The organism is Meiothermus sp., assembly GCF_026004115.1.
Taxonomy (GTDB): Bacteria; Deinococcota; Deinococci; order Deinococcales; family Thermaceae; genus Meiothermus.
Genome location: NZ_BPIM01000001.1, coordinates 986,745 through 1,005,440 on the forward strand (window position 1 = coordinate 986,745; position 18,696 = coordinate 1,005,440).

Sequence of the window (18,696 nt, forward strand, 5' to 3'; positions counted from 1 at the left end):
TTTGAGAGGGGTAACTATGCGCAAGGTAGTAGGCATTACAGGTTCGTTGGTGTTGGCAGTTGCCATGCTGGGCTTGGTCACGGCCCAAAACAAGACCCCTTATGTGGGCTTGATTACCAAAACCGAGTCCAACCCGTTCTTTGTCAAAATGAAGGAAGGCGCTCAAAAGGAAGCGCAGAAGCTGGGTGCAAAATTCATCAGCGCTGCCGGAAAAATCGATGGAGACAACGCCGGACAGGTTGCGGCCATCGAGAACATGGTAGCCGCCGGCGTGAATACCATCCTGATCACCCCTAGCGATGCCAAGGCCATCATCCCGGCCATCAAGAAAGCCCAGGCTGCCGGGGTGCAGGTGATTGCGCTGGATAGCCCCACCGACCCCGCCAGTGCGGTTGACGCCCTGTTTGCCACCAACAACTACCAGGCCGGCGTGCTGATTGGTAAATACGCTGCTGCCGCCATGAAAGGCAAGAAGCCGGTGATTGCTACCCTGGATCTGTTCCCCGGCCACCCCGTGGGGGCCCAGCGCCACAACGGCTTCCTGGCCGGGTTTGGGCTGAAAAGCCTTGGCGCTGAAAGCAACGAGCTGGCCAAGCCCGCCGAAGTAGTCTGCATGGCCGACACCTTCGGCGACCGGGCTAAGGGTCAGACCGCTATGGAAAACTGCCTGCAGAAAAACCCCAACATCAACCTGGTCTACACCATCAACGAACCCGCAGCCGCTGGTGCCTATCAGGCTTTGAAGGCCGCCGGCAAGGAGAAGAGCGTAATTATCGTTTCGGTAGACGGTGGGTGTGAGGGAGTACGCAACGTGGAACAGGGCATCATTGCCGCCACCTCGCAGCAATACCCCTTGCGCATGGCAGCCATGGGGGTTCAGGCCGGGGTCGAGTATGTCAAAACCGGCAAGAAGGCCTCGGGCTACGTGGATACTGGGGTCGAGCTGATTGCCAAGGCGCCCGTGCCCGGTGTTGCCAGCAAAGACGTGAAGTACGGTCTGGCCAATTGCTGGGGCCAGTAGTCTGCTGTCACAGGGGGTGGTGTGGCAGAGCGTCCACCACCCCCAAAATCAGAGCATGAACTCAAAAAGTGTAATATGGATCCGAAAAAAAAGTGAAGCCGCTATAGGGAAGAACGTATGGCAGAGCAACCATCCGGCACCACCCAGTCTCCCAGAAGCATACTGGAGAGGCTACCGAGCCTCACCATCCTGGGCCCCCTGGTAGCGCTTTTGTTGGCCATTGTCTTTTTTAGCCTGCAATCGGAACGCTTTTTGACCGGGCAGAACTTTTCCCTGATTTTGCAGCAGGTCTCGGTAGTGGCGGTGCTGGCGATTGGGCAGACCCTAATTATCCTAACCGCTGGGATTGACCTCTCGGTAGGCTTTGTGATGGCCCTGGGAACCATGGTGATGGCCAAGTTCGCGGTGGATCTGGGGATGCCTCCGCTGTTGGCCATTTTGTGTGGGATGGTCGTTACTACTGCTTTTGGCTTTTTGAACGGCTTTTTGATCACCCGCTTCAAGCTGCCCCCCTTTATTGTCACCCTGGGCACCATGAACATCGCCTTTGCCCTCACCCAGATTTACTCGAGGGCCCAGACCGTGAGCAACCTGCCCGATGCCCACCTGTTCTGGGGCAATACCTTTCGCTTGGGCGAGACGGTCTTCACCTATGGGGTGGTACTGGTGATTGTGCTTTACCTGTTGGTCTGGTTTTTCCTAAGCGAGACCGCCCCAGGCCGCCACCTTTATGCCGTGGGCAACAACCCCGAGGCCGCCCGCTTGATGGGCATTCCCACCCAGCGGGTGCTGCTCCTGACCTACACCATCGCAGGATTATTCTACGGAATCGCCGGTTGGCTTCTGATTTCCCGTACCAGTGTGGCCGACCCCAACGCTGGGCAGACCGAGAATCTCGAGACCATCACCGCCGTGGTGCTGGGCGGAACCAGCCTATTTGGGGGGCGGGGGATGATTCTGGGCACCCTGCTGGGGGCCATCATCGTGGGGGTTTTTCGCAACGGCCTGACCCTGATGGGGGTCTCCTCGGTCTATCAAGTGCTCATTACCGGCATCCTGGTGATCCTGGCGGTAGTGGCTGACCAAATCTCCAAACGGAGGGGCTAAGATGGAAGCGAATCCGGTGCAATCGACCCAGGCTAATCCAATCCCCGAACCCACATCCACCCTCCAGCCCAAGCTGGTACTCGAGGCCCGGGGTCTGGTCAAACGCTACGGGCATGTTACCGCCCTGGACGGCGCCGACTTTGAACTGCGCGAGGGTGAGATTCTGGCAGTGATCGGGGACAACGGCGCGGGCAAGTCCACCCTGATCAAGGCCCTTTCGGGGGCCATCGTTCCGGACTCGGGCGAAATATACCTGGACGGCAAACGGGTACACTTCAGAAGCCCTATCGACGCCCGCAAGAACGGCATCGAGACGGTCTACCAGGATCTGGCGGTGGCCCCGGCCATGACCATTGCCGAGAACCTTTTTTTAGGCCGGGAGATTCTGCGTCCTGGCTGGTTTGCCCGCCTGATTCGCTGGGTCGATAAAAAGAAGATGCTTGAGGAAGCCATTACCGATATGCAAGACCTGAAGATCGGCATTCGCTCCATGAGCCAGGCCGTCGAGACCCTCTCGGGCGGTCAGCGGCAAGGGGTAGCAGTGGCCCGCAGTGCGGCTTTTGCCCGGCATGTGGTGATTATGGACGAGCCCACCGCAGCGCTGGGGGTAAAGGAGGGCAACATGGTGCTCGAGCTCATCCGGCGAGTACGCGACAGCGGGCTGCCGGTCATCATTATCAGCCACAACATGCCCCATGTTTTTGAAATTGCCAACCGCATTCACATTCAGCGCCTGGGCAAACGGGCCGCCGTGGTTAACCCCAAAAAAATCAGCATGTCCGACACGGTGGCGGTGATGACCGGCGCCAAAAGCCCCGCCGAGCTAAACCCCGAGGCGCTGGCATAATTTCGACACCTGGGGTACTACACGACATATTCCCATACAGAGTAAGTTGGTGTTGTGTTTTTAGGCATCGATCTGGGCACCGGCTCCTGCAAGGCTTTGCTGCTCTCGAGCGGTGGAACCGTCGTTTCCGAGGCCAGCCAGGCCTATCCCGTAAACGCCCCCAAACCCGGCTGGGCCGAGTCCGACCCCGAAAACTGGTGGCAGGCGGTGGGTGAGGCTGCCCGCAGGGCTGTAAAGGGGCATGCCGACAAAGTACTGGCCGTTGGACTCTCGGGCCAGATGCACGGCGTCGTGCTAGTAGATGCCAACGGCAGTCCCCTGCGACCGGCCATCCTCTGGGCAGATGGCCGCGCCACCCAGGAGCTACAGGCCCTGGAAGCCCTACCCGACAGGCTGCGGCATCGCCTGGCCAATCCCCCGGCAGTGGGCATGGCCGCCGCCAGCCTGCTCTGGTTGAAAACCCACGAAGAAGCGCTTTATCAAAAAGCCCGTTGGGCGCTCCAGCCCAAAGACTGGCTGCGCCTTTGGCTCACAGGAGAGGCCCACAGCGAGCCCTCCGATGCCTCGGGCACCTTTCTCTACGACCTCCTGGCCGACACCTGGGCCTTTGAGGTCATGGAAGCCCTGGGCCTGCGCCCCGATCTCTTCCCCCCTTTGGTAGGCTCTGCCGAGATTGCCGGATACCTGGGGCCGGAGGCGGCCCGGCATCTGGGCCTGCCGACCGGGATTCCGGTAGCCGCCGGGGCCGCCGATACTGCCGCGGCTCTTCTGGGCTGTGGTTTGAAACTAGGCGAGGCCCAGCTTACGGTGGGCTCCGGGGCGCAACTCACCGTGTTGCTGGCCGAAGCCAAAGTAGACCCCACCCTACGCACGCACCTCTTCCGGGCAGCCCTTCCCGGACAATGGTACGCCATGGCCGCCATACAGAACGCCGGGCTGGCCTTGGAGTGGGTACGAGCACTGCTCGGCCTGAACTGGGAGCAGGCTTACCAAGAGGCTCAATCGGTAGCGCCTGGGTGTGAAGGGCTTACCTTTCTCCCCTACCTGACCGGGGAACGCACCCCCCATCTCGACCCCCTGGCCCGGGGGGTCTGGGCTGGGCTGGGCCGACACCACCAGCGGGGCCATCTGATGCGGGCTGCCCTCGAGGGGGTGGCCTTCAGTCTGCGCGACGGCCTCGAGGCTTTAGGAGAGGCCGTCGCGCCCCATAGCCCCTTGCGGCTGGCCGGCGGGGGTAGCACCCATCCCTTCTGGCAACAGATGCTGGCCGATGTGCTGGGCTGCCCTTTACAACCCAACCCCATTCCCTCGGCATCTGGAAAGGGCGCAGCTGTGCTGGCAGCGCGGGCTATAGGAACCACAGTGCACACCCCCCCAAGCCCTTTGCCCACCAGCATGACCCCTTCTGGCATTAGCTACCATGAGCACTACCTCCGTTTCAAACATCTTTACAAGCAGTTAACCGATTGGTTCAGAATGTAAAAAATAAATCGTGAATGTGCTTTCATGCAGTATTAGCTACAACCGCTTGCAAAGGCATCTGCATAACATAAAATCCTATCCGTGAACCTTCTGAGTGAGGCCGAAGTGCGGGTGCTGGGCACCCTGATCGAAAAGCAGTACGCTACCCCCGACTACTACCCCATGACCGAGAACGCCATACGGCTGGGGGCCAACCAAAAAAACAACCGCAATCCGGTCACCCAGCTGAGCGAAGCCGAGGTGCGCGAAGCCCTGGACTCGCTACAGCGCAAGCGGCTGTGTGGCATGTTCCGCGAGCACGGCGCGCGGGCACCCAAATACCGGCAGTTTCTGGATCGGGAGTACCGGCTCGAGGCCCCTGCCACCATCGTGATGGCCCTCCTGATGCTGCGTGGCCCGCAAACCCTGGGCGAACTGCGGGCCCGCGCCGAGAGCATGAACCACAAGTTTGCCTCGCTCCAGGAAGCCGAGGCGGTGCTGCAAACCCTGATTGGCCTGGCCCCCCAGCCGCTGGTGACACAATTGGAGCGCCAGCCCGGCGAGCGCGAGGTGCGCTATGCCCACCTCCTGGCCGGAACCCCGGCCCCCATCGTCCGGGTAGAGGAAAAAAGTGAGCTGGAAAGCCGGGTGGAAGCCCTGGAAGCGGAGGTGCGCGATTTGCGGAGGGCGGTGGAGGGGCTCAGGAAGGCGCTGGGAGGATAAATGCAATAACCGAGACCTTTGTGGCCTCGGTTGCCCTCTTGGTGGGCGATGTAGGATTTGAACCTACGACCCCACGCGTGTGAAGCGTGTGCTCTCCCGCTGAGCTAATCGCCCTTGTTTGCCGCTTACTCACGCAAGCGCATTCAAAAGGGTAACACCGGCCTCTGGACGTGTCAAGCCAAGCCAAAACCGCGCACTGGGTATGATGGACGCCATGGAACCGGCTTTGCTGGTAAAAATTGGGGGTAGCCTCAAGGAAGCAGGCGAGTTGCTGGATGAAATCGGGGGCTATCCCGGCCCGCTGGTGTTGGTGCATGGCGGCGGCCCCCGCATTGGCGAGTGGCTGAACCGCATGGGCTTCGAGACCCATTTTTACCAGGGGTTGCGAATTACCCCACCCGAGCAGATGGAAGTGGTGGAGATGGTGCTCACCACCCTGGGTAAACAACTGGCCGAGGGTCTCTCGCGCCGCGGGCGGCCCAGCGTGGCCCTGACAGGGCGCGATGCAGGTCTGCTCGAGGCCCGCCCGCTAGACCCCATACTGGGCCGGGTGGGCGAGGTCACCCGTGTCAACACCCCGGTTCTGGAAAAACTGCTGCAAGCAGGCCTGACCCCCCTGATCGCCCCCATCGGCCTCGATGCCCAGGGCCCCCTCAACATCAATGCCGACACCGCCGCCGGGGCCATCGCCGGGGCGCTACACCTGCCGGCAGTCTTCCTGACCGATGTGGTGGGGGTGCTGCGCGACCCCAAAGACCCCAGCAGCCGCTTCGCCGAACTCAGCGCGTCGCAGGTACAGGCCCTAATCCTGGACGGCACCATATCCGGCGGCATGATTCCCAAGGTCGAGGCCGCCCTGAATGCCCTCAGCAAAGGCGCTCCCTGGGCCACCATTGCCAGGGGAAGCCCGGGCATCTTGCAAGGGGTGCTGGAAGGCACAGCAGGCACGCGGGTTGCAGGCAGCTGAGATTTGACGTTCTGTAGCATCCGGTGGCACAATCGCCCCTATGCGAGCGGTCTGGATGGAGGCCAGGGGCGGCCCGGAGGTTTTGCGCTTTGGTGAACTGGCCGAGCCGGCAGCAGAGGCCGGGCAGGTTCGCGTGGCTGTAAAAGCCGTGGCCCTCAACCACCTGGATCTCTGGGTGCGCAAGGGGGTGGCCAGCCCCAAACTGCCGCTTCCGCACATCCTGGGTGCCGATGTGGCCGGGGTGGTGGAAGCCGTGGGGGCCGGTGTGGAGGGCCTGACGCCGGGGGATGCGGTGGTGCTGAACCCTGGGGTCTCCTGCGGCCGCTGCGAGCGCTGCTTAAGCGGGCAGGACAACCTTTGCCCCAAGTACCAAATTCTAGGCGAACACCGCTGGGGCGGCTATGCAGAGCTGGTGAGTGTACCGGCGGCCAACATCCTGCCCAAACCGGCCAACCTAAGCTGGGTCGAGGCCGCCTCGGTGCCCCTCACCTTCCTGACCGCCTGGCAGATGGTGGTGGACAAGCTCCAGGTCAGGCCAGGCGAGGACCTGCTGGTGATGGCTGCCGGTTCGGGGGTCTCGGTGGCCGCCATTCAGATTGCCAAGCTATATGGGGCACGGGTCATCGCCACCGCCAGCAGCGAGGAGAAGCTGGCCCAGGCCAGGGCGCTGGGTGCGGACGAAACGGTCAGCTACGCTTATCCGGACTGGTTCAAAGAAGTCCGCCGACTCACCGGCGGCAAGGGAGCCGACGCGGTGGTGGACCATACCGGGGTGCAGTACTGGGAAGGGGTGATCAAGGCTACCGCCTGGGGTGGGCGCATCTGCTTGGTGGGGGCTTCCTCGGGGTACGAAGCCACAACCCCCCTCGCTCATGTCTTTTACCGGCAGCTTTCCATTTTTGGCTCCACCATGGGTTCCAAGAGTCGCCTCTTCCCCATTCTCCGCTGGGTGGCCGAGGGCCGGCTCAAGCCCATCGTGGGGGCCACGCTGCCCCTCGCACAGGCCACCGAGGGACACCGGCTGCTGGAAGAGCGCCGGGTGTTTGGCAAGGTGGTTTTGGAAGTTTGAGGCAGCTTCCTCGAGATCAATCAAGCCCCTGGGAGTACCCTTCAAGCCGGCTGCATAACCTTGCACTGAGTTTGAATAACGCCTGCTCAAAGGCGCGCCTTCAGCCTCGAGCCCGGCATCTTTACATCGGCTGACCCATCTCACAAACACGCAGTTTGGTTCTTGTGGCTTTGCACGTAGACCAGCGCAGCGCGCACGGCATGGCGTGAAGCTCGCAAAGGCTGGCGGGGGTTGGGGTCGAGCAAATAGACCTCGATACTTTGCAGCAGCAATGCCTTGAAGAACTCTTCTTTACCGCGCCAGTCCAGTATTTGTTGCACCTCGAGGTTGCCCAAACCCGTTACAGCGCTTGGAAATTGACCCGCAATGTCGCATGATGTAAAGAGCAGAGCTAGGGGTGGCCCTGTCTGAATCAGCAACGGTCGCACAAGCGAACCGAGATAGTAGATTGGGCCGTCTAGATGTAGCATACACATCTAGGGTAGCGGATTGCCCCTCCGCAGACAGGAAGCGAGACTAAATAAGATGAAGACGGCTTTGTTTATTGACGGCTCCTACATGTACGATGCGGCCAAGCGATTGGGGTGGAACATTGACCACCGGAAGGCGATTGGGGTTTTCTCCAAGCCCGAGGACCTTTACAACGCCTTCTATTACGCCCCCGTCACGGACAGCAACGATGAGCGTCAGCAGAAATTCCTTGACGCGCTGGTGTTCATGGGCTACACCGTGCGCAGCCGGGAAACCCACGGCGACCCCCGCTTCGAGGCCATGATCGCCACCGACTTGCTCATCACCGCGCCCCGCTGGGAGCGCGCGGTGGTAGCCAGCGGCTCGGGCGACTTAGCCCATACCCTCTCGGCCCTCAGAGCCCAGGGCAAGGAGATTCACCTGCTGGGGGTGCCCGAACTGACCGACCTCGAGCTGCGCAATCAGAGCGACCGCTACCTGGACTTGCGCGAGTTGCAGTCCCAGCTCGAGCGCACTGGCGGTGGACGTCGCGCCTATCCCACCATCAGCGAGGAAAGCTTTGTCGGCGAAGAGCAGACCAGTACCGCCCGGCGACTGATGGACAACCTCGAGGACGAGTTGCAGTAAAACTGCCTTTGCAAGAACCCCTACCCTGCCGGTAGGGGTTTTTCACGTCCATTCCTTGATGGGAACCAGCTCACCCCCCTCTACCACCTTGCGCTTGGGGCGATAGGCGTGGTCGAACCAGATTTCCAGCACGGCCCGGTCGAGATGCTGCGGCGAGACAACAATCTTGCGCACGTAGTACCCGCCCTCGTCGGAGGCGGAAATTTCGTTGCCCTTGGTGAGGCGTAGCTCCACAATTTCGCCACTGCGCACGGTACGAACCCGCACCCGGAAAGCAGTATCACCCTCGCGCTGCACGTGTTCATCCGGTTTGCGAAACAAACCAAACATATCAATAGCTTATCGCACCATTTCTTTGGTTCTGCTGAAGGCGTCCAACTCATACCGTCAAAAAGACAGTTTAAAGAATCAAAAGCCCCAGAGACGGTCTTTTTGAATCCTAGAGCACACCCCTCCCTGTCGGTCGGCGAAAAAAGCGTCTCCCTTCCAAGGGGCTTGCGCCCTCCGCTATGCGGATAACTTTGGCCGGGTTGATTGATTACCGTTCGGTAACGAATCAAACGAATCTGGTATCATACGTGGCTCCCAGCCCACACATTCCCACAGGTAGTTTCGAATGGGCGCTAAGTCATTCGCATTATGCGGCCTCCGGTCAGGGCCAGCAGTTCATTTGGGGAAAGGCCGAAGAGGGCAAAAGGAGTACCGGCAGCGGCATAGATGCGCTCATATTGCAACAGATCGGGGTCAATCAGGGCTTCTAGTTGCTGGGCGTGGCCCACCGGCGGCACCCCTCCAATGGCAAAGCCAGTCACGCTGCGCACGTAGTCGCCATCGGGCTTGACCAGCTTTTCCCCCAGGTCTGCTTCGATGCGGTGGGTGTCTACCCGGTTGGCCCCCGAGACCAGCAGTAAATAGGGTTGTCCACTAATGGCCCCCCGAAAAATCAGCGATTTGACAATCTGGCCCACCGTGCAGCCCACGGCGTTGGCGGCTTCTTGGGCGGTACGGGTGGAGGCGGAGAGCTCCTGCACCCGCAGGTGGCCGAAGCCTTTCTGATGCAAGACGTCCTGTACCTTTTGCGCGCTAGGCGAGAGCTTCATCGGGAGAGTTCGTCCAGAACGCCACACAGCAGGGCGATGCGGGCCGGAATTTGCGGGATGTAGACATTCTCGCTAAGCTGGTGGGCCGCCTCGCCGAACAAGCCCAGCCCGTCCAGGGTGGGTACGCCCAGGGCCGCCGTAAAGTTGCCATCTGAGCCGCCCCCTACCCTTCCAGGGCCTAGCTGCAGCCCTACCTCGGCCCCGATGCGCCGGGCCATCTCGAAGAGCTCGAGCGAAGCCGGGGAAGGCTCCATGGGGGGACGGTTCAGACCGCCCTCGAGCGAGAGCGACGCCCCCGGCAAAACCGGCTGCAAGGCCTGGAGTGCGCGCTCCACCCGCTCGGCCTCGGCCATGGTCCAGGCCCGCAGGTCGATGTCTACCCAGGCCGAGGCCGCCACCACGTTGCTGGTCGTCCCGCCCTTGATGACGTTGGGCCCCAGGGTGGTGCCCCTGTCCCAGTCTTGCAGGGCCACAATTTTGGGAATCTGGTGGGCCAGCTCGACGATGGCGTTGATGCCCTTCTCGGGCTCGACGCCTTGGTGGGCGGGCTTGCCGTGGGCGGTGAGCCGATACTGACCCACCCCCTTACGGGCTACCTTGAGGTCGCCGTTGCCCATGGGCGCCTCCAGCACCAGCACCAGGTCGTTGCGCCGAGCCCCGGCCTCGATGGCCGCCCGCGAAGCCTGCGAACCCACCTCCTCGTCGGGGGTGAAGAGAAGCTCGAGGGCCGGCAAACCCAGCCCCAGGGCCTGGTTGGTGCGCAAGGCCCACAAAAGCTGCACGATGTTGCCTTTCATGTCGTAGACGCCGGGGCCGTAGGCCCGCTCGCCTTCAATCTTCCAGGGCACGGCAAAGACCCCCACCGGATGCACCGTGTCGAAGTGGCAGAGCACCAGCACCTTTTTGCCGGAGCCAGGCATCTGTACCCGCAGCATGGGGCCGTTGGCGGTCTCCTCGCGCTCCAGGGTTCCAAAGGGCTCGAAGTGCCGGGCAATCCAGCGGGCTACCTTGTCCAGGCCGGGGAGGTCGTGGGAGGGGGCCTCGAGGGTGACAATGGCTTCCAGGTCTTGAAGAATGGCGGGCAGTTGGGATTGCAGGTGTTCCAGAGGCTTCACAGGCCCATACTAACGCTCCAGGCGGGCAAAGGTGAATCTTTCTGCTATCCTATTGCGGTGTTAGCCCATCGCCCTGGTATCAAAGCTCAGCTCAAAGAAACCATCGCTCAGGCCCTGGAGGCCCTGGGTTTGCAGGAATGGCCCGAAATAGTTGTGCAGGAAACCCCTCTGGACAAAGAAGGCGACTACGGAACGCCCATTGCCATGAGCCTGGCCCGCACCCTGCGCAAAGCCCCCCCGCAGATCGCCGCCGACCTGGTGCAGAATATCCAGCTACCTGCCTGGGTCAAGCGCACCTTTGTGGTAGGAGGTTACCTGAACTTTGAGCTAGACCCCGCTTTTTTGGTGCAGACCGCCACGCTGCCCTTGGCTCCCTTCCCGCGAACCGGGGGCAAGGTGCTCTTGGAGCACACCTCGGTCAACCCCAACAAAGAGCTGCACGTGGGACACCTGCGCAACATCTGCCTGGGCGACTCGCTCTCGCGCATCCTGCGCTTTGCCGGGCGCGAGGTAGAGGTCATGAACTACATCGACGACACCGGACGGCAGGCCGCCGAGAGCCTCTATGCCCTGCGGTATTTCGGCCTGGACAAGGCCCCCGCCCACGTCAAATACGACCACTGGGTAGGCGAGGCCTACGTGCGGCTACACCAGGCCATGGAAAACCCCGACAAAAAAGCGGTTATCGAACAAGGGGTACAGGAGACCCTGCACCGGCTCGAGGCGGGCGAGCTACGGCCTGAGGTAGACAAAATCCTGCGCTCGCAGCTCCAGACCATGTACCGCCTGGGGGCCGAGTACGACGCGCTGGTGTGGGAGTCGGACATCGTGCGCGAGGGCTTGCTGGGACAGGCCATGAAGGCCCTCGAGGGCTCCCCCTACGTCTCCCGCCCCACCGAGGGCAAGTACGCCGGGGCCCTGGTCATGGACACCAGCGCCTTCATTCCGGGTTTGGAAGACCCCTACCTGGTGCTCATTCGCTCCAACGGTACCAGCACCTACACCGCCAAGGACATCGCCCTGCAGTTCTGGAAGATGGGCCTGCTGGAGGGCATCAAGTTTGTGGAGTACGACACCCAGCCCAGCGGCGCCCGGCTCTATAGCACCCACCCCAATGGAACGGTTATGCCCTTTGGCGGGGCCAGCGAGACCATCAACGTGGTGGATGCCCGCCAGAGCCATGCCCTGCGGGTGGTGCAGGCTTCCCTCGAGGTCGAGGGCCGGCACGACCTGGCCGAAAAGTGCTTTCACCTGGCCTACGAGACGGTACTGCTCGAGGGCAAGCAGATGTCCGGGCGCAAGGGCATTGTGGTCTCGGTGGATGAGGTGATGGACGAGGCCGTCCGGCGGGTGCTGAAAGTGATTGCCGAGAAAAACCCCGACCACCCCAGCCCGGAGGAGGCCGCCGAGCAGATCGGGGTGGGCGCGGTGCGGTTTGCCATGCTAAAAACCGAGGCCAAAAAGCAGATTGACTTCCGCTACGACCAGGCCCTGAGCTTTGAGGGCGATACCGGCCCCTACATCCAGTACGCCTACGCCCGGGCCGGTTCTATTCTGCGCAAAGCCGATGAGCAGGGGGTTTTGCAGGAAGAAGCCAATTACGCCCAGGCCACCGCCTACGAGGTCATTCTGGCGAAAAACATCCTGCGCTTCCCCGAGGCCGTGCAGGACGCCGCCCGCAACAAGGCTCCGCATATCCTGGCGCAGTATTTGCTCGAGCTGGCCGCGGCCTGGAGCAGCTTTTACAATGCCAAGACCCCAGATGGAAAGTCCGCTACCCCCGTTCTGACCGCACCTCCAGGGCTGCGCGGCATACGCTTGGAGCTGGTCAAAGCCTTGCGTCAAACCCTCAAACAGGGTTTGGAATTGCTGGGCTTGCAGGCTCCGGAGGTCATGTAGACTCGCAGGATTAAGGTTTCTTGAACGCCCCTAAAGCGCTTTTGGGCTTACAAAACCCTGCTGCAAATAAGCAAAACCCCACTTTAGGGGGTTTCTGAGGAACGGCTATTGATTACTCACCATCGGCATATGAGAATGAAAAAGGTTTGCCGATGAAGCGCACGATTGCCCTCCTGACCCTGTTGGCCCTGACCCCGGCTTTTGCTCAAGCGCCCCGCCTGACCACCCCCGAGGAGGTGGCCCGGGTGGAGGTGATTCGCCGGGCTTTACCTGCCGTGGTCAAGATTTTTGGCATCCTGCGCGACCCCCAGACCGGCAACGAAGGCCCCACCAACGGCTCGGGCTTTTTTTATGCACCCAGCCGCATCATCACCAACTACCATGTGGTGCAGGACTTGCGCGACATCAGCGTGGAGCTCTTTGATGGACGCTCCTTCCCGGCCCAGGTGTTTGCGGTGGACAAAGGCATTGATATCGCCATCCTGACCGTGCAGGGGGTGACGGCTCCGGCCCAGCTTTCCTTCGGCAGTTCACAAAATTTGCCGGTGGGGATGGGTCTGGTGGTCATCGGCAGCCCCTTTGGACAGCGCAACCTGTCCTCCTACGGCATTCTGGCAGGAACCGGCCCCACCGCTGCGGAGAAAAACGACCTCGACCCCGAAGTGGGGGCGGAAATTGGCGATTTGCTTTTCACCGATGCCCGCATCGTGCAGGGCAACTCGGGGGGGCCGGTGCTGGATTTGCAGGGCCGGGTGGTGGGGGTGGCCAACGCCACGCTGGGCGACCTGAGCGGGGTGGGCGGGGTGGGGGTGGCCATTCCGGGCGACCTGGTGCGGCAAAGTGTGAACGACCTCGAGCGCTTTGGGGTGCCCCAGCGGGGCAACCTGGGCGCTACCCTGCTCGACCTGGGCGAGCTCGACCCCATCCTGCTGGGGCGGGTGGGCCTGCTTTCCACCCGCGGGGCCATGATTGAAAAGGTGCAACCCGGCGGCCCCGCCGCACGGGCCGGCCTGCGCCAGGCCCAGCGCGACCAGCGCGGCAAACTGGTCAGCCTGGGCGATATCATCCTGGCCGTCAATGGCCGCACCATGCGCAATGCCAGCGAGGTGACCCAGACCATCGCCCGTTTCCGCCCGGGCGACCGGGTCAACCTCACCATCTGGCGCAACGGACGGCGGCTGGACGTCAGCCTGACCATGATTGCCAGGCGCTGATGCGCCTGCCGAGGGCCGAGGGTTAAGCGCTCGAACACAAACGGCCCTTGACACTCGGCCCTCAACCCTGGACGCTATAGCACGATGTATATCGCGATCGAGGGTGTGATTGGGGTGGGCAAAACCACCCTGGCCCGGCTGCTGGCCGAGCGGCTGGGGGCCGAGAGTTTGCATGAGGTGGTGGAGGAGAACCCTTTTTTGCCCCTGTTCTATCAGGATCCGGTGCGCTACGGCTTTAAGGTGCAGGTGTTTTTCCTCCTCTCGCGCTACAAGCAACTGCTGCCCCTCTCGCAGCCCAGCCTGTTTGCGCGAGGGGTGGTAGCCGACTACCTGTTTGACAAGGACGCAATTTTTGCTGCCATGAACTTGAGCGGGGCCGAGTGGGAGCTGTACAACGACCTCTACACCCACCTCTCGCCCAAGCTGCCCACCCCCGACCTGACCCTCTACCTGCGGGCCCCCCTGCCGGTCATACTGGAGCGCATCCGCCGCCGGGGGCGGGTCTTCGAGAAGCAGATGGAGGCCGAGTACCTGGCCCGCCTGAGCGAGTTCTACGAGCGCCACTTCGCTACCTACCCCCATCCCTTGTGGGTGCTGGATACCCAGGAGTTCGACTTTGCCGAGCGCGAAGCCGACCGGGACTGGGTGGTGCGGCGCGTACAGGAGAGACTGGGCATCTCGGCAGCCAATCCGGGGCATCCCGACCCTGCCGCAAGCCCTGCGGGTCTCGAGCGCTCTTGAAATTAGTACGCCTGGTTTTTTGGCCCTAGACCCCCGATGCTTGACCCTCAACCCCCATGTATATCGCGATTGCAGGCAACATTGGCTCCGGTAAGTCTACCCTGACGGGACTGCTGGCTGAGCGCTATGGGCTTTTGCCGGTCTACGAGGCCGTGGACGAGAACCCCTACCTGGCCGACTTCTACGCCCACATGGGGCGCTGGGCCTTTCAGTCGCAGGTTTTTTTCCTGGCCAAGCGGCTAAAGCAGCACCTCGAGCAGATCAACCCTGCCCAGCATGTGGTGCAGGATCGCACCATCTTCGAGGACGCCTTTATCTTCGCCCAGAACCTGTGGCTCGAGGGCCATCTCTCCGAGCGCGACTGGCAGACCTACCTGGCTCTCTACGAAGGCATTGCTCCGGCGTTGCGCAAACCCGACCTGCTGATTTATGTGCGCTCCTCGGTCGAAACCCTGCAAGCCCATATTGCCCGCCGGGGACGGGACTATGAGCAAAGCATCCCCACCCTGTACCTGGCCTCGCTTAACCGCCTCTACGAAGCCTGGGTTGGGGCCTACGACCTCTCGCCGGTGCTAGTGATTTCCAGTGACACCGTCAACTACGCCGAGGATGAAGAAGCCCGGGAGCTGATGTTTCGGATGCTGGAAGCCTACGGCCTGAGCACCCCGCTGGTTTAGTCCGCCGCTACGCCCACCTTCTGCCTGATCTCGGGAATCCGGGCCAGGAAAGCCCCGGTGGGGCTGGAAGTGCGGGCTACCTCCTCGGGGGTGCCTTCGGCCACAATCTGGCCCCCCCGTGCGCCGCCTTCGGGGCCCAGGTCAACTACCCAGTCGGCGGTCTTAACCACATCCATGTTGTGCTCGATCACCACCACGGTATTGCCCCCATCGACCAGGCGGTGCAGGACGGAGAGCAGCTTGGCGGTGTCCTCGAAATGCAGGCCTGTGGTGGGCTCATCCAGGATGTACAAGGTGCGCCCGGTGGAGCGACGGCCGAGCTCGGTGGAGAGTTTGATGCGCTGGGCCTCGCCGCCCGAAAGCGTAGGGGATGGTTGGCCCAGCTTCATGTAGCCCAGGCCCACGTCCACCATCAGTTGCAGTTTGCGGGCAATGGTGGGGATGTTCTCAAAGAAGCCCAGCGCCTCCTCTACGGTCATGTCCAGAACGTCGGCGATGTTTTTCCCGCGGAGCTTCACTTCCAGGGTCTCTTTATTGTAGCGCTTACCCTTGCACACCTCGCACTGCACGTAGAGGTCGGGCAGGAACAGCATTTCGATCTTTTTGGTGCCGTCACCGCTGCAGGCCTCGCAGCGCCCTCCCTTGACGTTGAAACTGAAGCGCCCCGCCTCGTAACCGCGCTTGCGGGCTTCGGGGGTCTTGGAGAAGAGGTCGCGGATTTCGTCGAAGATGCCGGTGTAGGTGGCCGGGTTGGAGCGGGGGGTTCGGCCGATGGGCGACTGGTCAATCTCGATGACCTTGTCCAGGTGTTCGATGCCCTCGAGGCCCTCGAAGCGGCCCGGAATGGCCTTGGCCCGCATCAGGTCTCGAGCCAGCGCGGCATAAAGGATGTCGTGAACGAGGGTAGATTTCCCCGACCCCGACGGCCCGGTAATGGCCACAAACTTGCCCAGGGGGATTTTCAGGTTAACGCCTTTCAGGTTGTGCTCGCGGGCCCCCTTCACCACCAGCCACTTGCCGTTGCCTTTTCGGCGGATCCCGGGCACCGGGATGTGTTTGCTGCCGCGCAGGTAGGCCCCGGTCAGGCTTTCTGGATGCGCCAGGATGTCCTCGAGCCGCCCTTCGGCCACCACCTCGCCCCCGTGCACCCCGGCCCCCGGCCCCATATCCACAATCCAGTCGGCCTCGCGCATGGTTTCTTCGTCGTGCTCCACCACCAGCAGGGTGTTGCCCAGATCGCGCAGCTTTTTGAGGGTGGAAAGCAGACGCTGGTTGTCGCGGGGGTGCAGCCCGATGGAAGGCTCGTCCAGTACATAGAGCACCCCGGTCAGGCCCGAACCCACCTGGGTAGCCAGTCGAATACGCTGGGCCTCGCCGCCCGAGAGGGTGTTGGCCGCACGGTCGAGGGTCAGGTAGTCCAGGCCCACATCCTCCAGAAAGCCCAGGCGGCTGTAAATCTCGCGCCAGATGGGGGCCGCCACCTGCATCTGGAACTCGTTCAGGTTGCGGTACTCGAGGGGCTCGGCCAGGCCCTCGAGGGGGATGCGAAAGGGCTTAAGCTTCTCTCCCACCTCCATCAGGTTGTTGTGGGCCACCGCCTGGAAGAACTGCCTGGCCTCGCGCACCGGCAGGTTAGAAACTTCGGCAATGTTAAACTGCCCCATCCGCACCGAGAGCACCTCGCGCTTGTAGCGGGTTCCCCCGCAGGCCGGGCAGGCCTTGAGGGTCATGTAGGCTTCCAGGGCCTCGCGCAGCCCTTCGGACTCGGTCTCGTTGTAGCGGCCCTCGAGCCAGGGAATCACCCCCTCGTAGCTCACCATAAAGCGCATGGTCTCGCGCCCGTTGCGCCGGAAGACCACCTCGAAAGGCTCGGGCAGGCCGTACAGCACCGCTCGCTGGGCCTCTGGCGAAAGCTGTTTGAAGGGGGTCTTCATGTCGAAGCCCAGGTGCTCCGAGAGCGCCCGCAGGCGATCCCACAGGTAGCCCTTACCGTTGTCGCGGCCCTTGCTCCAGGGGATGATGGCCCCCTCGGCCAGCGAGAGCTCGGGGTTCACCACCAGCTCGGGGTCGAAGACCTGGTTATAGCCCAGGCCCGAGCAGTCCGGGCAGGCCCCGTAGGGCGCGTTGAAGGAAAAGATACGGGGCTCCAACTCCTCCAACACGCTCCCGTGCTCCGGGCAGGCAAACTTTTCCGAGAAAAGCTCTTCTTTGCCCGTATCGGGGTACAAAACCCGCATCAGCCCCTCACCCCGCAACAGCGCCAGCTCCACCGACTCGGCGATGCGGGCACGTTCCTCTGGCTTCAAGACCACCCGGTCTACCACCAGGTCAATGTCGTGCTTCTCGTACTTCTCTAGCCGCAACCCCAGGGCTTCTTCCAGGGTATAGATCACCCCGTCCACCCGCACCCGCGCGTAGCCCTCTTTTTGTAGTTGCTGGAACTCCTTGCGATACTCACCCTTGCGCCCCCGCACCACCGGGGCCATCAGGATGGCTTTGGTTCCCTCGGGCTGGCGGAAGAGCCGGTCGGTAATCTCCGAGGCCGACTGCCGCTCGATGGGGCGCCCGCAGTGGGGGCAGTAGGCGGTGCCGACACGGGCAAACAGAAGGCGCAGGTAGTCGTGTACCTCGGTTACGGTGCCCACCGTGGAGCGTGGGTTGTGCGAGGTGGTCTTTTGGTCTATGGAAATAGCCGGGGAAAGCCCCTCAATGCTCTCCACGTCGGGCTTTTCCATCACTCCCAAAAACTGCCTCGCATACGACGACAAGCTCTCCACGTAGCGGCGCTGCCCTTCGGCGTAAATGGTGTCGAAGGCCAAAGTGCTCTTGCCCGAGCCCGAGACCCCCGTAATGACGATGAACTGCCCCCGGGGCAGTTCAACGGTAATGTTCTTCAGGTTGTGCTCTTTGGCTCCCCGGACGATAATCCTGTCCATCCGAGCACTATAACACCCACCCCTGGGTTATGTAAATAACATACACCACATGGCAGATAGGGTGTATGATAGTGCATTTGTAGCAAAAAGGCGGGGCTATGAAAGGCTGGCAAACTACTTCACGATAAGGTCGGCCACCCAGACAATCTCGCAGGCCCCGTTGCCGGTGTCATGACGAATGGTGGAGGTTTTCCAGAAAAAACCATCGGGGCCGCTCACATTGACCAGGTAGCCTTTGATTTTCACCAGATTGCCAGGTTTGACCCGCTCCAGACGCTCACGGATGTTGTCGTTGGCCGGAATCAGGTGCATGTTTGCGCTGCTGACCACAATCTCCCCTGGCGGGATGGGCGGCTCCTGGCTCCAGGCATAAAAGTAGAAGCGATCCGACTGACGGATGTTCAGCTTGCTGATCACCGCGATATCGGACATGCGGCCCCAGCCCAAAGCCAGGTCAACTGGGGAAATGGCGGCAGCCGCGTCGTAGCGGTAGAGGCGCTTCGAAAGCACGCGGGCCTCGAGCTCGAAATAGGCCACCGGCCTGAACTGGTAACCTGGTTTCTCCAGCCGTACCTCGTTCCAGGGGTTTAGCGGGGCCTGGTAGGGCGCTTGAGGAGCCAGCACCCCAGGCGGGCGGGCGATGGACCGGGCCTGCACATCCCGAATAAACCAGAAGGTACTCCCCGCCAGAACAACCAGTAGCCAGACCAGTCGCACGCTC

Annotated in this window: 18 protein-coding genes and 1 tRNA gene; 12 read left to right on the plus strand and 7 right to left on the minus strand. The window is 62.0% G+C overall.

Annotation, left to right across the window (positions count from 1 at the left end):
• The first annotated feature begins 16 nt into the window (after positions 1-16).
• The 5 genes from Q0X23_RS04615 to Q0X23_RS04635 all read left to right on the plus strand — a co-directional run bounded on the left by Q0X23_RS04615 (position 17) and on the right by Q0X23_RS04635 (position 5,159).
• The gene (locus tag Q0X23_RS04615; protein WP_297859201.1) at positions 17-1,021 is read left to right on the plus strand and encodes a sugar ABC transporter substrate-binding protein; all 1,005 of its coding nucleotides are present in this window, start codon (positions 17-19) and stop codon (positions 1,019-1,021) included.
• Positions 1,022-1,138: 117 nt separating this feature from the next.
• Positions 1,139-2,128, plus strand: coding sequence for an ABC transporter permease (locus Q0X23_RS04620; protein WP_297859202.1), 990 nt, complete (start codon positions 1,139-1,141; stop codon positions 2,126-2,128).
• 1 nt (position 2,129) lies between these two features.
• Entirely contained in the window at positions 2,130-2,975 is an 846-nt protein-coding gene (locus Q0X23_RS04625) for an ATP-binding cassette domain-containing protein (protein ID WP_297859203.1), read from the plus strand.
• 54 nt (positions 2,976-3,029) lie between these two features.
• Positions 3,030-4,457 (plus strand): xylulokinase, encoded by a 1,428-nt coding sequence (gene xylB / locus Q0X23_RS04630; RefSeq protein ID WP_297859204.1) that lies wholly within the window; start codon positions 3,030-3,032, stop codon positions 4,455-4,457.
• 81 nt (positions 4,458-4,538) lie between these two features.
• A complete protein-coding gene (locus Q0X23_RS04635) occupies positions 4,539-5,159 on the plus strand; it encodes a YceH family protein (RefSeq protein ID WP_297859205.1) in 621 nt (206 codons plus the stop codon).
• Positions 5,160-5,198: 39 nt separating this feature from the next.
• Here the strand turns inward: Q0X23_RS04635 and Q0X23_RS04640 are convergent.
• Positions 5,199-5,273: transfer RNA gene (locus Q0X23_RS04640), tRNA-Val, on the minus strand.
• A 100-nt stretch (positions 5,274-5,373) separates the two neighbouring features.
• Here Q0X23_RS04640 and argB point away from each other — a divergent pair.
• Together argB and Q0X23_RS04650 are read left to right on the plus strand one after the other, a co-directional pair.
• On the plus strand, positions 5,374-6,126 hold the full coding sequence (argB, locus tag Q0X23_RS04645; RefSeq protein ID WP_297859206.1) for an acetylglutamate kinase: 753 nt from the start codon (positions 5,374-5,376) through the stop codon (positions 6,124-6,126).
• A 40-nt stretch (positions 6,127-6,166) separates the two neighbouring features.
• Positions 6,167-7,195, plus strand: a complete 1,029-nt coding sequence (locus Q0X23_RS04650) for a zinc-binding dehydrogenase (protein ID WP_297859207.1) — start codon at positions 6,167-6,169, stop codon at positions 7,193-7,195.
• A 140-nt stretch (positions 7,196-7,335) separates the two neighbouring features.
• On the opposite strand, the gene Q0X23_RS04655 is transcribed toward Q0X23_RS04650, so the two are convergent.
• Complete coding sequence (locus Q0X23_RS04655; RefSeq protein ID WP_297859208.1) at positions 7,336-7,530, minus strand: hypothetical protein; 195 nt, start codon at positions 7,528-7,530, stop codon at positions 7,336-7,338.
• Positions 7,531-7,720: 190 nt separating this feature from the next.
• Here Q0X23_RS04655 and Q0X23_RS04660 point away from each other — a divergent pair, with 190 nt between their 5' ends.
• Entirely contained in the window at positions 7,721-8,293 is a 573-nt protein-coding gene (locus Q0X23_RS04660) for an NYN domain-containing protein (protein WP_297859209.1), read from the plus strand.
• A gap of 42 nt (positions 8,294-8,335) precedes the next feature.
• On the opposite strand, the gene Q0X23_RS04665 is transcribed toward Q0X23_RS04660, so the two are convergent.
• The 3 genes from Q0X23_RS04665 to Q0X23_RS04675 form a co-directional block, all read right to left on the minus strand.
• Positions 8,336-8,623, minus strand: coding sequence for a hypothetical protein (locus tag Q0X23_RS04665; protein ID WP_297859210.1), 288 nt, complete (start codon positions 8,621-8,623; stop codon positions 8,336-8,338).
• Positions 8,624-8,916: 293 nt separating this feature from the next.
• A complete protein-coding gene (locus Q0X23_RS04670) occupies positions 8,917-9,393 on the minus strand; it encodes a YbaK/EbsC family protein (protein WP_297859211.1) in 477 nt (158 codons plus the stop codon).
• A complete protein-coding gene (locus Q0X23_RS04675; protein ID WP_297859212.1) occupies positions 9,390-10,508 on the minus strand; it encodes a M20 family metallopeptidase in 1,119 nt (372 codons plus the stop codon). The genes Q0X23_RS04670 and Q0X23_RS04675 overlap by 4 nt, the downstream gene beginning before the upstream one ends.
• A gap of 57 nt (positions 10,509-10,565) precedes the next feature.
• On the opposite strand from Q0X23_RS04675, the gene Q0X23_RS04680 reads away from it, so the two are divergent.
• The 4 genes from Q0X23_RS04680 to Q0X23_RS04695 all read left to right on the plus strand — a co-directional run bounded on the left by Q0X23_RS04680 (position 10,566) and on the right by Q0X23_RS04695 (position 15,039).
• The gene (locus tag Q0X23_RS04680) at positions 10,566-12,407 is read left to right on the plus strand and encodes an arginine--tRNA ligase (RefSeq protein WP_297859213.1); all 1,842 of its coding nucleotides are present in this window, start codon (positions 10,566-10,568) and stop codon (positions 12,405-12,407) included.
• 152 nt (positions 12,408-12,559) lie between these two features.
• Positions 12,560-13,621: a S1C family serine protease gene (locus tag Q0X23_RS04685; protein WP_297859214.1), complete on the plus strand. Its 1,062-nt coding sequence runs from the start codon at positions 12,560-12,562 to the stop codon at positions 13,619-13,621.
• Positions 13,622-13,705: 84 nt separating this feature from the next.
• Positions 13,706-14,362, plus strand: a complete 657-nt coding sequence (locus tag Q0X23_RS04690; protein WP_297859215.1) for a deoxynucleoside kinase — start codon at positions 13,706-13,708, stop codon at positions 14,360-14,362.
• Positions 14,363-14,418: 56 nt separating this feature from the next.
• Positions 14,419-15,039, plus strand: a complete 621-nt coding sequence (locus tag Q0X23_RS04695; RefSeq protein WP_297859216.1) for a deoxynucleoside kinase — start codon at positions 14,419-14,421, stop codon at positions 15,037-15,039.
• Here Q0X23_RS04695 and uvrA read toward each other — a convergent pair.
• A complete protein-coding gene (gene uvrA / locus Q0X23_RS04700) occupies positions 15,036-17,975 on the minus strand; it encodes an excinuclease ABC subunit UvrA (protein WP_297859217.1) in 2,940 nt (979 codons plus the stop codon). The genes Q0X23_RS04695 and uvrA overlap by 4 nt on opposite strands.
• 114 nt (positions 17,976-18,089) lie before the next feature.
• Positions 18,090-18,692, minus strand: a complete 603-nt coding sequence (locus Q0X23_RS04705; protein ID WP_297859218.1) for a hypothetical protein — start codon at positions 18,690-18,692, stop codon at positions 18,090-18,092.
• Positions 18,693-18,696: the final 4 nt, after the last annotated feature.